At 70.0% G+C, this 13,234-nt stretch carries 13 protein-coding genes; 7 read left to right on the top strand and 6 right to left on the bottom strand.

The annotated features are described in order from the left end of the window. Window position 1: 1 nt before the first annotated feature. A complete protein-coding gene (locus ACWEOO_RS25720) occupies window positions 2–1,540 on the bottom strand; it encodes an ABC transporter substrate-binding protein (protein WP_452145183.1) in 1,539 nt (512 codons plus the stop codon). A 26-nt stretch (window positions 1,541–1,566) separates the two neighbouring features. After that, window positions 1,567–2,955: a serine hydrolase domain-containing protein gene (locus ACWEOO_RS25725; RefSeq protein ID WP_452145184.1), complete on the bottom strand. Its 1,389-nt coding sequence runs from the start codon at window positions 2,953–2,955 to the stop codon at window positions 1,567–1,569. A 164-nt stretch (window positions 2,956–3,119) separates the two neighbouring features. Here ACWEOO_RS25725 and ACWEOO_RS25730 point away from each other — a divergent pair, with 164 nt between their 5' ends. Further along, window positions 3,120–3,809 carry a neutral zinc metallopeptidase gene (locus tag ACWEOO_RS25730; RefSeq protein WP_452145185.1) on the top strand — a complete coding sequence of 230 codons (690 nt, stop codon included), beginning with the start codon at window positions 3,120–3,122 and terminating at the stop codon, window positions 3,807–3,809. Window positions 3,810–3,893: 84 nt separating this feature from the next. Continuing rightward, the gene (locus tag ACWEOO_RS25735) at window positions 3,894–4,301 is read left to right on the top strand and encodes a DUF7144 family membrane protein (protein WP_452145186.1); all 408 of its coding nucleotides are present in this window, start codon (window positions 3,894–3,896) and stop codon (window positions 4,299–4,301) included. Here ACWEOO_RS25735 and ACWEOO_RS25740 read toward each other — a convergent pair. Then, window positions 4,230–5,156: a YihY/virulence factor BrkB family protein gene (locus ACWEOO_RS25740; protein ID WP_363709362.1), complete on the bottom strand. Its 927-nt coding sequence runs from the start codon at window positions 5,154–5,156 to the stop codon at window positions 4,230–4,232. The genes ACWEOO_RS25735 and ACWEOO_RS25740 overlap by 72 nt on opposite strands. A 220-nt stretch (window positions 5,157–5,376) precedes the next feature. Here ACWEOO_RS25740 and ACWEOO_RS25745 point away from each other — a divergent pair, with 220 nt between their 5' ends. After that, window positions 5,377–5,757: an SHOCT domain-containing protein gene (locus ACWEOO_RS25745; protein WP_452145187.1), complete on the top strand. Its 381-nt coding sequence runs from the start codon at window positions 5,377–5,379 to the stop codon at window positions 5,755–5,757. Here ACWEOO_RS25745 and ACWEOO_RS25750 read toward each other — a convergent pair. Then, window positions 5,732–6,169, bottom strand: coding sequence for an RDD family protein (locus tag ACWEOO_RS25750; RefSeq protein ID WP_452145188.1), 438 nt, complete (start codon window positions 6,167–6,169; stop codon window positions 5,732–5,734). The two genes, ACWEOO_RS25745 and ACWEOO_RS25750, sit on opposite strands and share 26 nt — an antisense overlap. Before the next feature lie 56 nt (window positions 6,170–6,225). After that, on the bottom strand, window positions 6,226–6,858 hold the full coding sequence (locus ACWEOO_RS25755; protein ID WP_452145189.1) for a hypothetical protein: 633 nt from the start codon (window positions 6,856–6,858) through the stop codon (window positions 6,226–6,228). Window positions 6,859–6,928: 70 nt separating this feature from the next. Between ACWEOO_RS25755 and ACWEOO_RS25760 the strand changes: the two genes are divergently transcribed. The 3 genes from ACWEOO_RS25760 to ACWEOO_RS25770 all read left to right on the top strand — a co-directional run bounded on the left by ACWEOO_RS25760 (window position 6,929) and on the right by ACWEOO_RS25770 (window position 10,720). Continuing rightward, on the top strand, window positions 6,929–7,693 hold the full coding sequence (locus ACWEOO_RS25760; protein WP_452145190.1) for an ANTAR domain-containing protein: 765 nt from the start codon (window positions 6,929–6,931) through the stop codon (window positions 7,691–7,693). A gap of 260 nt (window positions 7,694–7,953) precedes the next feature. Then, the gene (locus ACWEOO_RS25765; RefSeq protein WP_452145191.1) at window positions 7,954–9,465 is read left to right on the top strand and encodes a cryptochrome/photolyase family protein; all 1,512 of its coding nucleotides are present in this window, start codon (window positions 7,954–7,956) and stop codon (window positions 9,463–9,465) included. Between the two features lie 25 nt (window positions 9,466–9,490). Further along, the gene (locus tag ACWEOO_RS25770) at window positions 9,491–10,720 is read left to right on the top strand and encodes an NAD(P)/FAD-dependent oxidoreductase (RefSeq protein ID WP_452145192.1); all 1,230 of its coding nucleotides are present in this window, start codon (window positions 9,491–9,493) and stop codon (window positions 10,718–10,720) included. 14 nt (window positions 10,721–10,734) lie between these two features. Here the strand turns inward: ACWEOO_RS25770 and ACWEOO_RS25775 are convergent, their stop codons facing one another. Further along, the gene (locus ACWEOO_RS25775; protein WP_452145193.1) at window positions 10,735–12,072 is read right to left on the bottom strand and encodes a TIGR01777 family oxidoreductase; all 1,338 of its coding nucleotides are present in this window, start codon (window positions 12,070–12,072) and stop codon (window positions 10,735–10,737) included. Between the two features lie 167 nt (window positions 12,073–12,239). Between ACWEOO_RS25775 and ACWEOO_RS25780 the strand changes: the two genes are divergently transcribed. Beyond that, complete coding sequence (locus ACWEOO_RS25780; protein WP_452145194.1) at window positions 12,240–13,079, top strand: DUF4397 domain-containing protein; 840 nt, start codon at window positions 12,240–12,242, stop codon at window positions 13,077–13,079. The last annotated feature ends 155 nt before the right edge of the window (window positions 13,080–13,234 follow it).

Genomic DNA, 13,234 nt, shown 5'->3' on the forward strand with positions numbered 1-13,234 from the left:
ATCAGTTCGCCAGCATCCGGATGCTGGTCGGGACGAGCCCTGGTGCCGCGAACCGCGCCTTGGCGCCGAACATCTGGACCGCGCTGTTCGCGAACGGCACCAGATCGGCGGCGGCCACGATCGCGGACTCCGCCTCCAGCCAGGTCGGGCAACTCGCCTTGCCGGACATCGCACCCGCCTTCTGGACCGTGGCCTCGTAGGTCTTGTTCTGGATGGCGGCGAAGTTGGTTCCGTTCGGTGCGGCGGGGCCGGACAGGAACGGCACCACCTGGTCCGGACTGCTGACGCCCAGCGGCACCCAGACGATGTCCCAGTCGCCGGAGCTGAACAACGTCTCGTTCAGCGCTGTGCCGTTCATGCCCTTCGCGGTGACCTTCACCCCGATGGCCTGCCACTGCTGGACGGCGAGCTCGGCCGCCGCGGCGACCCCGCTCCCCCGGCTGTTGTCGTACAAGAACGTCAGCGGCCGCACATTCGTCTTCTGTACGGCGGTTCTCGCCGCCGCGACGTCGCGCGCCGGCAAGCTCCGCGCGAGCGCGTCGCCGACGCAGGCGGCCGGCTCGATCGTCGCGAGCGTGGTCGGCGGCGTGCCCTTCCCGGAGGTGAGCACCTTGCGGAGCTCGGGCAGGTCGAGAGCCTGGGTGAGCGCCATCCGGACGGCCGCGTCACTGGTCGCCCGGCCCTTGGCGTGGTTGTACCACTGCTCGCCCACCAACGCCGTCGTCTTGGTGGCGAACAGACCCGCCTTCTCGAGCCGCAGGGCGTCCGGCCCGATGATCACGGCGGCGTTGAGGCCACCGGACAGCAGCAGGTTCGCCGCTGTGGTCTCGTTCTGGACGACCTTCATCACGACCGTCTTCGGCATGCCCTGCGTCGCGGTCGTCGCGCCGTTCGGTCCCCAGGTGTAGCCGTCGCGACGCTGGTACGTGTAATGGTCGCCGGGTGCAGCCTCGGTCAGCTCGTACGGCCCTGTGCCCGAGGTCTTGTTCGCCAGCGACTTGCGGTCGGTCAGACCCGACGGGCACACGATCGGCAGGCTGGCCAGGCCGTTCAGGACGAACGGGGCCGGCGTGGCGAGGGTGATCGTGACGGTCCTCGTCGCATCGTCGGCCTTCCCGGTCGCGCCGACCGGGAGGAAGGTACCGAGGAACGGACTCTTGTTCTTCGGGTCGCCGACGTACTTCAGGTTGGCGACCACGCTCGACGCGGTCAGCGGCGTACCGTCGGAACACTTGATGCCGTCGGCAAGGGTCAGCGTGACGGTCTTCCCGTCCACCGCCCACTTGGTCGCCAGACCGGACCGGATGTCGCCGTTGCCGGAGTCGACCGACAGCAACGGGTCGTAGGCCAGCTGGGTCACCGTGAACAGCGCGCCCGCGGCCGACGACTGCGGATCGAGGTTGCCCGGATCGGTCGGCAGCGCCATCGTGAACGTGCCACCGTCCACCACCGGGGCGTCACCGCCGCCCTTGGCGCTCTGGTTGCTACAGGCAACGAGTGAGACCAGCACGGCGGCGCAGACAGGAGCGCGGAGGAACATGGCGGAATCCGTTTCGTCGAGGGATCTCAGGCGCCGGCCCGGCGGACGGCCCGGCCGACGTGCAGGTACAGGGCGTGGCCGTGACCGTCGTCGCCGACGAAGACGTGCGGCAGGTGCATGCCGCGGTCGGCCTCGACCGGGATCAGGCTGCCCTCGCGGTACGGCACGAGCTCCTTGCGCTCGACCTGTTCGCCGAGCTCCGCGAAGACCCCCTTCGGCCTCTGCTCCAGCCAGATCCGGCCGTCCGCGTCCTGGCTGACGGTCATCTCCACCACGTCCGCCTCGTAGGTACCGACGTACCGGCCGGCGTCGATCCGCTCCGCTGCGGCGGGCGGCTCGGGCAGTGCGGGCAACTGCACGCCGCCGAGCTGATCCAGCACGTGCCCGACGACGTCGCGGTAGAGGGAGATGGCGTCGCCGCCGTTGGTCAGCAGGGCGACGGCGACGCCGCTCTCGGGGATGATCCGCAGGAACGCCGACTGACCGATGGTTCCGCCGTCGTGACCGATGACCAGGCCGTCAGGGGTCTCGAAGCGCTCGAACCCGAGGCCCCAGGAGGTGCCCATCAACCCGAGATCGGGGAGGTCGACCTGCTGCTCGTGCATCCGGCCGGCGGTGCCCGGGGCGAGCACCTGCGTGCCGTCGGCGGCCTTGCCGTCGTCCAGGTGCAGCTTGGCGAAGGTCAGCAGGTCCCGCGGCCGCATCGCGAGCGAGGAGCCCGCCGGCGCGTTCGACCGGACCAGGGACCAGACCGGTGCCGGCTGGTACCCGGCGCCCGGCTCGGTCTCGATGTGACCGACGGCCGCGCGGAACAGGATCGCCTCGTACGGGCCGGGCGCGGTGTGGGTGAGCCCGAGCGGCGCGATCAGGTGGTCACGCAGACACACGTCGTACGGCGAGTTCCGCAGCACCTCGACGAGCCGTCCGAGGACGCAGTAGCCGGCGTTGTTGTACGAGAACTGCTCACCGGGCGGGAACAGCTGGGCAACCCCGTGCAACTCCTGCAGGTACTTCTCCACGCAGTCGTCGCCGCGACCAGTGTCGGTGAAGATGTCGCCTTCGAAGCCGGACGTGTGCGACAGCAGCTGCCGCGTGGTGATGCGGGCCGCGGCCTCCTCGTCGGCGATCCGGAACTCCGGCAGATAGGCCCGGATCGGCACGTCCAGATCGACCTTGCCCTCGTCGACGAGCTGCATCACCAGCGTGGCGGTCCACAGCTTCGTGATCGAGCCGATCTGGAACACCGAGTCCGCGGTCGCATCGACCAGCGTCGACCTGCTCAGGACGCCCGCGGCGCCGTCCACCACTTCTCCATCGGCCAGAACCGCCCACGCCACCCCGGGTACGTCGTACCGCTCGATGGCTCCCGGCACGGTCTCGGCCAGCCACTTCTCGATCTCCGTCAACGCTGCCATGCCGTCAAGCTAGACAGCGGCCCCGCCCAGGTATCTGTCCCACCGGACAGAATCCGCCCGACTTGTCCGTCCCGCCGGACAACCCCGCCGGCTCAGTCCGGGGCCACCGCGATCACCCGGCGAGGAGGATGCGGGTCACCGAGCCGTCCCCCGAGGCTGTACTCGTGCGCACGCTTACCTGGCGGCCGGCTGCGGCCGTGATCGCGGTCGCCTTCGTCGCCGCCTGCAACACGACATCCTCGGACCCGTATGACCCGTCGGCCACGCAGCCGGCGGCTGTGACGCCGGCAGTCGATCGCGAAGCGATGCAGACCGACGAGCAGGACGCCGTGAACGCCGTGGACTCGTTCTGGCGCAGGCACTTCGCCGAGTTGTTCGGTCAGCCGTACCGAAGTCCCCGCGTCGCCGGGTCGTACGTCGGGACCGACGGGCCGCCATGCGGAGGCGAACCGGAGTCCGTGCCGTTCAACGCCGTGTACTGCCGGCCGGGTGATTTCGTGGCCTGGGACGACAACCTGATGGCCGCCGGCTACAGCCAGATCGGCGACGCCTGGGTGTACCTGATCATCGCGCACGAGTGGGGCCACGCGATCCAGGCCAGGCTGCGCGACGACCGCGTCTCGGTCGCCGCGGAACTCCAGGCGGACTGCCTCGCCGGAGCCGCGCTCCAGGGCGCGGCCGACGAGGGCCTGATCACGATCGAACCCGGTGACAGCGAGGAGATCGCGAGGACGCTCGCGGCGGTCGCGGACGACTACCCCTGGACCGACGTCAGCGACCACGGGAACGCCGAACAGCGGACGTCGGCGTTCAGCACCGGCGTCGAAGGCGGCGTCACCGCCTGCACCACCTGACAGCTACCGGCTCACCCGTCAGGGGTGAGTCAGCAGCCTGCGGACGCGGCCTACCGTCTGGTCAGGGTGACAAGAGGAGGCGAGATGAGTCGCACAGAGCGATCACAGCAGCCGGTGTCCGGTTGGGCAGTCGGCGGAATCACCTTCGCGGCGACGATGCTGCTGATCATCGGGATCTTCCACATGATCACGGGCCTGGCCGCGATCATCAACGACGAGTTCTTCATCAGGGTCCGCGGGTACACCTTCGACCTCGACACCACCGCCTGGGGCTGGATCCACCTCGTGCTCGGCATCCTGCTGCTAGTGGTCGCCTTCGGGCTGTACAGCCGGGCCACCTGGGCCGGTGTGTCAGCGTTGTTCCTCGTGGTGCTCAGCGCGGTGGACAACTTCTTCTTCATCCCGTACTACCCGTGGTGGTCACTCCTGCTGATCGGCCTCGACATCTGGGTGATCTGGGCCCTGACCCGCCCGGGCGCGATCCGCACCTGACGCCGTTCGTTCGGGTTCCCGCGCTGGATCGGGCACGTCACCGCGCCCGGCCAGCGTGGCGCCCACCTGGGCGCCGACGACCGCCGACGCGACGATCAGCAGCGCGAGGATCACCAGCCAGGAGATCATCGCGATCGCCACGCCGATGACGCCGTACCGCTCGGCGTTCCGCTCGATCAGGTGCGGTACGTACCGGCTGCCCACCGCACCCACGAACACCTGCCCGAACGCGCTGACCACCGCCCCCGGCAACAGCAGGCGCCATGCCACCCGCCGGGTCAGCAACAGCCAACTGGCGAGCCACCAGCCCGGGATCGCGACGACGGTCTGTGCCAGGACGGTGACGATCCGGCCACCGGGCAGCTCGTCGGTCAGGCTCGCGAGGTAGGCGAGCACGAACAGCACCAGGAGGACGAGACCCGCGCCCTGGATGCCGTTGACGGTACCGCGCAGACCACGGGCGGGAAGCTTCCACGCCGCCTCGAAGGTTCGCTGGACGGACCGCGCGAAGCTGCTCGCCGACACCAGGACGGTGAGAACGCTCAGGATCGTCAGGCCGCCGGATGCCGACGGCGGCCGGCCGAACAGCGACCGGACCGCGTCGGCGGCTCCCCCGGTGAGCTCGAACTTGTCGATCAGCCAGTCGGCCAGCGCCAGCGCTCCCGAGCCGCTGAGCAGGGTCGCCACCACGATCAGCAGCGGAACCAGCGCGATGAACGCCTTGCCGGCCAGGGTCAGCGCCCGGTCGTACAGCCGGATCTCGAGGGCGGCCACGACGATCCGGCCGATCAGGCTCTTCCGGAACCAGCCGGCGAATCGCCGCACGCGCGGATGCTCGGCCCACTCCCGCTTCATTCGCCGCCCTTCACCCGTTGCCGGGCCGGTGCATTCGCCGTCGATCCCGGTCCAGCGCCTGCAGTTCGACGCTAGGCGCGCGAGCACCCGGTGAACTCACCCAGGAGGGATGAAGGACCTCCCGGGGCGCGCGCTCCCCCAGCAAGGATGATGCCCGGCGGTCCTGGGGCGGCGCAGAGTCAGGCTGTCGAGCTTGGTCGACAGTGAGAAGGGAACTGACATGTCATTCTGGAACGTCGTGTGGTTCATCATCATCAGCTTCGCGTTCGTCGCGTACCTGATGATGCTGTTCTGGATCCTGACGGACATCTTCCGTGACCGGGACACGTCCGGTGTTGTCAAGGCCATCTGGTTGGTCTGCCTGTTCTTCCTGCCGCTGCTGACCTCGCTCGTCTACGTCATCGTGCGTGGCAAGTCGATGGCGGACCGTCAGGCGAGCAGGGCCCGGGACGCGCAGCACGAGCAGGAGACCTACATCCGGAACGTCGCCGGGACGGCCACGCCGACCGATCAGATCGAGCGGGCCAAGGCGATGCTCGACGAGGGCACCATCTCGCAGACCGAGTTCGACACGCTCAAGGCGAAGGCGCTGGCAGCGTGACCACCGGCAGCTGAGCTCGCCAGTCGTAGACAACCGCCGTTCGCAGCAGCAGGTCCGGCAGCGAACGGCGGCGCCGGCCGAACAGACACAGGAGCAGCCCGATCGGGAACACGACACAGATGACAGCCCGCACCAGCGCGACGAGAGGCCGCACCCGGCCGCCCTTGGCGGCGATGACCCGCAGGCCCATCACGCGGCAGCCGTACGTTCGTCCGTTCAGCCACCACCCCACGGACAGATAGCCGATCAGCAGGCACAGACCGACCGTCCGGCTCACCACCGCCGACACACTCACGAAGTGGAAGTGCCTCGGGTCGGCGACGAACCCCGCGCCGTTGATCGCCAGGTATCCGATCATCAGCAACGCGAGCACAACGATCACGTCGACGACTCCCGCGGCGGTCCTGGTCACCAACCCTGCCGGTCTGCCCTGGAACGGCCGCGCCTCCGTCGGGACGGACCCCAGGCTCACGGCTCCGGCCGCGCCGCCGTCGGCGCGTGCTTGCGGCGGAATCGCACCCGGATCCGGCCGGTTGCCTTGTCGATGGCCTCGTCGCCGGAAATGCCCTGCATCCGGACGCTCTGCACCGTCTCGGAGGTCAGCGAACCGGTGGACTGGCGAATGATCTCGGCGATGTCGACCTCCGCGATCACGCCCTCGGCCAGGCCGGCCACGTCCATCTGGCCGATCACCGCGTCGAGATCGACGTCCCGGACGATGCTGTTCACATCGACGTACTGCCGGACCGTTTCGGTCAGGTCGATCCGGTCGAGCACCAGATGCAGCACCGCCCGGACCAGGTCGTCGGCCAACGACGTCACCCGGTCCTTGAGCTCGTCCTGCTCCCGCTCACCACGCCGTGCCAGCTCCGACACCCAGTGGTCCACCCGATCGCGGCCGGGAACATGGCCGGCGACGTGGCCGGGAACGGCGCCGGGAGCCTGGAGGGCCGTGGCGACCGCGTGCTTCGCTCCGCGACCGGCCGCGACGGTTCGCGCGACCACCAGGGTCGACGCCCCGATGACCACATCGAGGGCGAAAACCGGACCTCGATGCGCTGCCGAACCGGGCTCCGGCCCGGACGCCTCTGCCGTGTCCATCCTTCATCATCGGCACACGATCGCGTCCCCCACCTCATCCACAGCGGGCGAGACAACGGATGATGGCCGCATGGACGACATCTTGGGACTGGCTCAGGAGCTGGCAGAGGTCAGCCGGCTGGTGGCGGACGACGACGTCAGCAGCACGCTGGGTCGCTTCGTCAGCCGGATCGTGCGAACCGTTCCGGACTGCGACGCGGCCGCGATCGCGATCCTCGCGGACGGCGAGGCCGAGGTGATCGCCCGGCAGGAGCCCACGGACCCGACCACCGAGCCCGCCCAGCCCATGTTCACCGCTCAGCTGATCGCCGTCGACGGCCCGTTGCACGACACGTTGACGTACGGCGAGCCGCGCCGGATCGGCGACCTGGCGGCGGATCACCGCTGGCCGAAGTTCGCCGCCGCGGCGATCAACGCCGGCTACCGGAGCTGCCTGTTCCTCCCGCTGCCCGCCGACGGCGACGCGGCGGCGGCCTTCAGTCTGTTCTCCGCCGAGCCGGACGCGTTCGGAGGGATGTCGTACGACGTGGCGCTGCTGTTCGCGCTCAACGCCGGCGTCGCGTTCGACAACGTCCAGCTGTTCGACGACAGCCGGACACTGATCGAGCAGCTCCGGACGGCGCTCGTCACGCGCAACCTGATCGGTCAGGCCCAAGGACTGCTGATGCATCGCTACGGGATCACGTCGAGCGTGGCGTTCGACGTCCTCAAACGCTGCTCCCAGGACGGCAACGTCAAACTCCGTGAGCTGTCCAAGGAATTCGTCGAAGCACAGCACAGCAACGGGCTCGACGCGGCACTGCGCAAGCACGGCCTGCGGACGGAAGGCGGCTGATTGCCTTCCCGGCTCCGGCGCGGATCCGGGAAGGCAATCAGCGGGCCGGGTCGCGCTCTCTGCTGAACGGCGGACCGGTCAACTTCGCAACCGACCGGTACCCAACGCCTTGGATGCCATGTACTTCCGGTACGTGACGAGTCGCACACCGGTGGCGACTGTCGACTCGCCGCACTCGGGCATCGGCGTTGCGGGTTCCCACTATGCATCGACTTTGCATAGATTTGGGGCGAGACGGACCGGCGAGTCGAGGGAGTCAGATGGGACCGCGCAGCCGAGCGACCGGCGACCTCGGGCGCCGATGGCTGTTCGCGGACCAGCTCGGGCCGCACTTCCTGGACGCTCCGCAGCAACCGGTGCTGCTGATCGAGTCCCGCCACGCGTTCGCCCGGCGCCGCTTCCACCGGCAGAAGGCGCACCTGGTGCTGTCGGCGCTGCGCCACCGGGCCGCCGAGCTGGATCGGCAGGCCACATTCATCCAGGCGGACACCTACGCCGCCGCACTCGCCCAGATCGACGAACCGTTGACGGTCTGCGGACCGACGACGCACGCAGCGGAGAGATTCGTCCAGCGGCAGGAATCGGTGACCGTCCTGCCGGCCAGAGGCTTTGTGACCAGCCGCGAGGATTTCGCCAACTGGGCCGCGAACCGGGGCCGGCGCCGTCTGCTGCTGGAGGACTTCTATCGCGACGTCCGCGTCCGGCGGGAGATCCTGATGGACGGAAGCACGCCCGCCGGCGGACGCTGGAACTTCGACCATGACAACCGCAAACCGCCACCGCGCGGCAGCAGCCGGCTCGGGGCCCCCGCTCCGTGGTGGCCGGCGGAGGACGCGATCGACGCCGAGGTCCGGCAGGACCTCGATCGGTGGGAGCGCGACGGCACGGTGCGCTCCGTCGGGTCGGACGGTCCCCGCCGGTTCGCGGTGACCCGCGCCGAAGCCGTGTCCGCCCTGGAACATTTCGTCGAGCACCGCCTGCCCGCCTTCGGGGCGCACGAGGACGCGATGCTCGCGGGCGACGACTGGATGGCGCATTCGCTGCTGTCCGTCCCGCTCAACCTGGGCCTGCTCGATCCGCTCGAGGTCGTCGAAGCGGCCGAGGCGTCGTACCGCTCCGGACACGCACCGATCGCCGCGGTCGAGGGATTCGTCCGCCAGATCATCGGCTGGCGCGACTGGACCTGGCAGCTGTACTGGCACTTCGACCGGGACTACCGCGAGCGCAACGCGCTCCGCGCACACCGCGACGTACCGGACTGGTTCCAGGATCTCGATGCTGAGGGCAACGTGCAGGCACGCTGCCTGTCCGAGACGCTGCGGGGCGTCCGGGAGAACGGGTGGGCGCATCACATCCAGCGCCTCATGGTCCTCGGCAACTACGCCCTGCACCGTGGCTGGCGGCCGGCCCAACTGACGGACTGGTTCCACCGCAGCTTCGTCGACGGCTACGACTGGGTCATGGTGACCAATGTCGTCGGCATGTCCCAGCACGCCGACGGAGGTCTGCTCGCCACCAAGCCGTATGCCGCCGGCGGCGCGTACCTCAACAAGATGAGCGACTACTGCGGCAGCTGCGTGTACGACCCGAAGGTGCGCGTCGGCCCGGACGCATGCCCGTTCACCGCCGGGTACTGGTGGTTCCTGAGCAGGAACCAGGAGCGGTTGCGCCACAACCATCGGCTGGCACGCCCGCTGAAACAGCTGGAGACGCTCGACGGCATCGAGGAGGTCGTCGCGCAGGAGGACGACCGGGGATCTCGGGCCCCCTGAACGAGCGGACGGGAAGGAACAGGTCGTGGAAGACGCCGACGTCATCGTCGTGGGAGCCGGGCTGGCCGGTCTGGCCGCGACGATCCATCTGCAGGCCGCGGGCCTGCGGGTGAAGCTGCTGGAACAAGCCGACGAGGTCGGCGGCCGGGTTCGCACGGACGAGGTCGACGGCTTCCTCCTGGACCGAGGCTTCCAGGTGCTGCTCCCGGCGTACCCGGAGCTCCGGCGACTGCTCGCCCCGGAGAGCCTCGACCTCAGGTTCTTCAGCCGCGGTGTGCTCGCCGAAGGGCGCGACGAGCGCTGGGATCTCGACTTCTCGTCGCGCGGCCGGGAGACCCTGGTCTCGTTGGCCCGCTTCGCGGCCAAGCGCCCGCTGGACGCCGTGACCGTCGGGGCTCTCACGCTCCGGGACACCACGATCGACGCGACCCGCCTCCGCGCGGCGGCACCGACCGAGACCGGCCGCGAGCTGGCGAGGTGGCACATCTCGCGGCCCACGATCGAGGAGATCTTCCGGCCGTTCCTGGCCGGTGTCTTCCTGGATTCCGAGCTGACCACCAACTCGAAGATGCTCCACCTGGTATGGAGATGCTTCGTCCGGGGCGGTGCCGCTGTCCCCGCCGACGGGATGCGGATGCTGCCGCGCGCCCTCGCCGGCCTGGTCGCCGACGACGCGCTCAGCCTGTCGACGACCGTCACCTCGGTCGACGGCGGTGTGGTCAGCTCAGCTGATTCCGCCGTACCTCTGAAGGCCCGGGCCGTCGTGATCGCGACCGACGGTACGGCGGCGTCCGCGCTGGCACCGGCGATCCGCGCTCCTGAGTGGGGCGGCGTCACGACCTGGTACTTCGCGGTCGACGAGCCGCCGCTCCGCCGGCCGACGCTCATGCTGGACGGCGTCTCCGGCTCGCTCATGAACACGGTGGTCATGAGCGAGGTGGCGGGCACCTACGCACCGGCTGGAAAGGCCCTGGTGGCGGCGTCGGTCCCTGGCGACACCCCGGCGTTGAGTGCGATCAGGTCTCGGCTCGGTGAGCTCTACCGGACGTCCACCAGCCGATGGGAGCTCGTCGCGGAGTACCGCATCCCGCGAGCCCTCCCCCGGATGAGGTCCAACCACGTCTTCACCAGTCCTGCCAAGGTCGGTCCGCAGCTCTACGTCAGCGGTGACCACCGGGACACCAGCTCGATCCAGGGCGCGCTGGTGTCCGGTCGACGGGTGGCGACAGCCGTCGCCCGCGACCTCAGGCGGTGACGGCAGGCCGAGTGTCAGCCCTGCGTTCGACCGAGCAGATGACGCAGGGCAGGCTCGAGCTCCGAGTAGCGGAAGACGTGCCCGGCCTCGACGAGGCGAGTCGGCACTACGCGCTGACTGGCCTCCGCCAGCTCGTCGGCTCCCTCAGCTCCGAGTAGGAGCCGCGGGCCGAACGACGGAGTCGGCAACAGCGCGGGCCGATGCAGAACCCGCGCCAGGACGGCCGCGTAGTCCTGGTTGCGTACCGGCGCCGGGGCGACGGCGTTCACCGGGCCGCTGAGCTGATCGTCGTACAGCGCCCGGTGGTAGATGTCCAGCAGGTCGTCGATGCCGATCCACGCCTGCCATTGCTCACCGCTTCCGAGGCGGCCTCCGAGCCCGGCGGCGAACAACGGGTAGAGGGCCTTCAGCGTGCCGCCCGCCGGAGTCTGCACCAAGCCGGTCCGGACCTGCACGACCCGCAGGCCTCCCGCGGCGGCCGGCTCGGTCGCCTGCTCCCAGTCACTCACGAGCTCGGCGAGAAAGCCTTCGCCCCGGGCGCTGCTCTCCGTCAGCTCCTCGTCACCGCGCTCGGCGCCGTAGTACCCGATCGCCGAGGCGGAAACGAACACCGACGGCCCTCCGTCGGTCGCAGCCGCGAGCTCTGCCAGGGCTGTGGTCGGACCGATGCGAGAATCCCGTAACCGCTGCTTGTGCTGTGGCGTGAAGCGGCCGGCGATCGAGGCTCCGGCCAGATGGACGACGGCGTCGATCCCCTCCAGCAGTGAGCGGTCCGGGCTCGCCGGGTCCCACCGACGCTCGCCGTCCCCTCGTGGTTCGCCGCGAACCAGCTTGACGACGGTGTGCCCGGAGGTGCTCAGCAGCGCGCAGAGCGAGCGGCCGATGGTTCCGTGCGTCCCGGTGACCGCGACCGTCAGCGGGCGCATCCCCGTGGCATGCGCCCGCTGCAGCGCGGCGAGGTCGTCGGCCAGTTGCCGGTGCCGGTACTCCAGCATCGAGCGCAGCAGGAATCCGGGGACGTTGCTGCGGATGTCGTCGACGACCCTGGTGTGATCGTCGTCCTCGGCAACGAACTCGTGGGTGTGCCGCCAATGGACGATCTGCCGCGCCAACGGCGTGTCGAACTCGTCGACGAACCGCTGCGGCACCTCTGCCGAGCTGTGCCGCGCGATCCAGCGGAATCCCAGCGGGAATCCCAGCACCGCGGTGCCGCCGGACAGGTCGGTCGCCTCCTGCTCGATGCTGACCGGCATCCAGGGCGGCGTCAGCCGGACGATCGCTCCCGGCCGCTCGTGCCAGGCGTAGACCTCCGACCGCGGCGCGGCGACAACTGCCGAACGGGTGAGTCCCATGAACGGTTACCTCCGGATCGCACCAACCGGGTTCCCCACGTCGGCCAGCATCTCACGAACCACCGCGGGCCGTTGCCTCACTTTTGCATAAATTTCGGAATCACCGCATCCGCGCCGCCGGCTGCGTCGGAAGAGGGGGTAAGTAGTCCGATCCTAGGAGGGTTCCTATGTCCGTGCGTCGAGTCACTGCACTGCTCGCCACCGGCCTCGTGGTTGCCGGTGCGCCGGCGGCCGTGGCTGCCAGCGCCGAAGCGAAGCCGGCAGCTACCTCGTCCGTGTCCGTGCTGCACGCGGTGCCCGGTGCGACGGTCGATGTCTACGCCAACGGCAAGGCACTGCTGACCAACTTCAAGCCCGGAACGCTGACCGACCCGGTCAAGCTCCCGGAGGGCACGTACGACCTCAAGGTCACGGCGGCCGGTGCGGGCGCCGGAGGCGCGGCGGTCATCCAGGCGAACGACGTCAAGGTCCCGGGCGGCGCGAACATCACCGTCGTCGCGCACCTGTCCGCGGCCGGCAAGCCGGTGCTGACGCCGTACGTCAACGACGTCTCGAAGCTCTCGGCCGGTCAGGCGCGGCTGACCGTGCGGCACGACGCGGCAGCGCCCGCCGTCGACGTCCGCGCGGGCGGCAAGCCTGTGTTCAAGGGCCTGACCAACCCCAACGAGGCCAAGGCCGACCTGCCGGCCGGCACGGTCAAGGCCGACGTGGTCCTCGCCGGCACGTCGACCGTCGCGATCGGCCCGGCCGACGTCACCCTGAAGGAAGGCACCAACACGATCGTGTACGCGTGGGGCAGCGCCGCGGACAAGAACCTGAAGCTGGCCGTCCAGACGATCGGCGGCCTGCACGGCAACCCGTCCGGCGTCCCGGGCGGAACCGGCGGTCAGGCCGCCGCGCAGGACACCTCCGCCGGCTTCCTGTGGCTCACCGGCGTACTCGGCCTGGTTGCGCTCGGCATGATCGGCTTCGGCACGGCGGCCATCCGGCAGCGTGCCCGGTCGTGAGAATCACCCGCGGTGGGGGCGGGGGGGGGGCGGGCGCCCGCCCCGGCGTCGGCCGGGGGGGGGGCGGGGCGGCCACCCGCCCCGCCCCCGCCGGGCGGGGGCGGCGGGGGGGGGCGGGGGCGGCCCCCCCCCGGGCCGACGACCTGGGCGTGAGC

The sequence above is a fragment of the Kribbella sp. NPDC004138 genome (assembly GCF_053603655.1).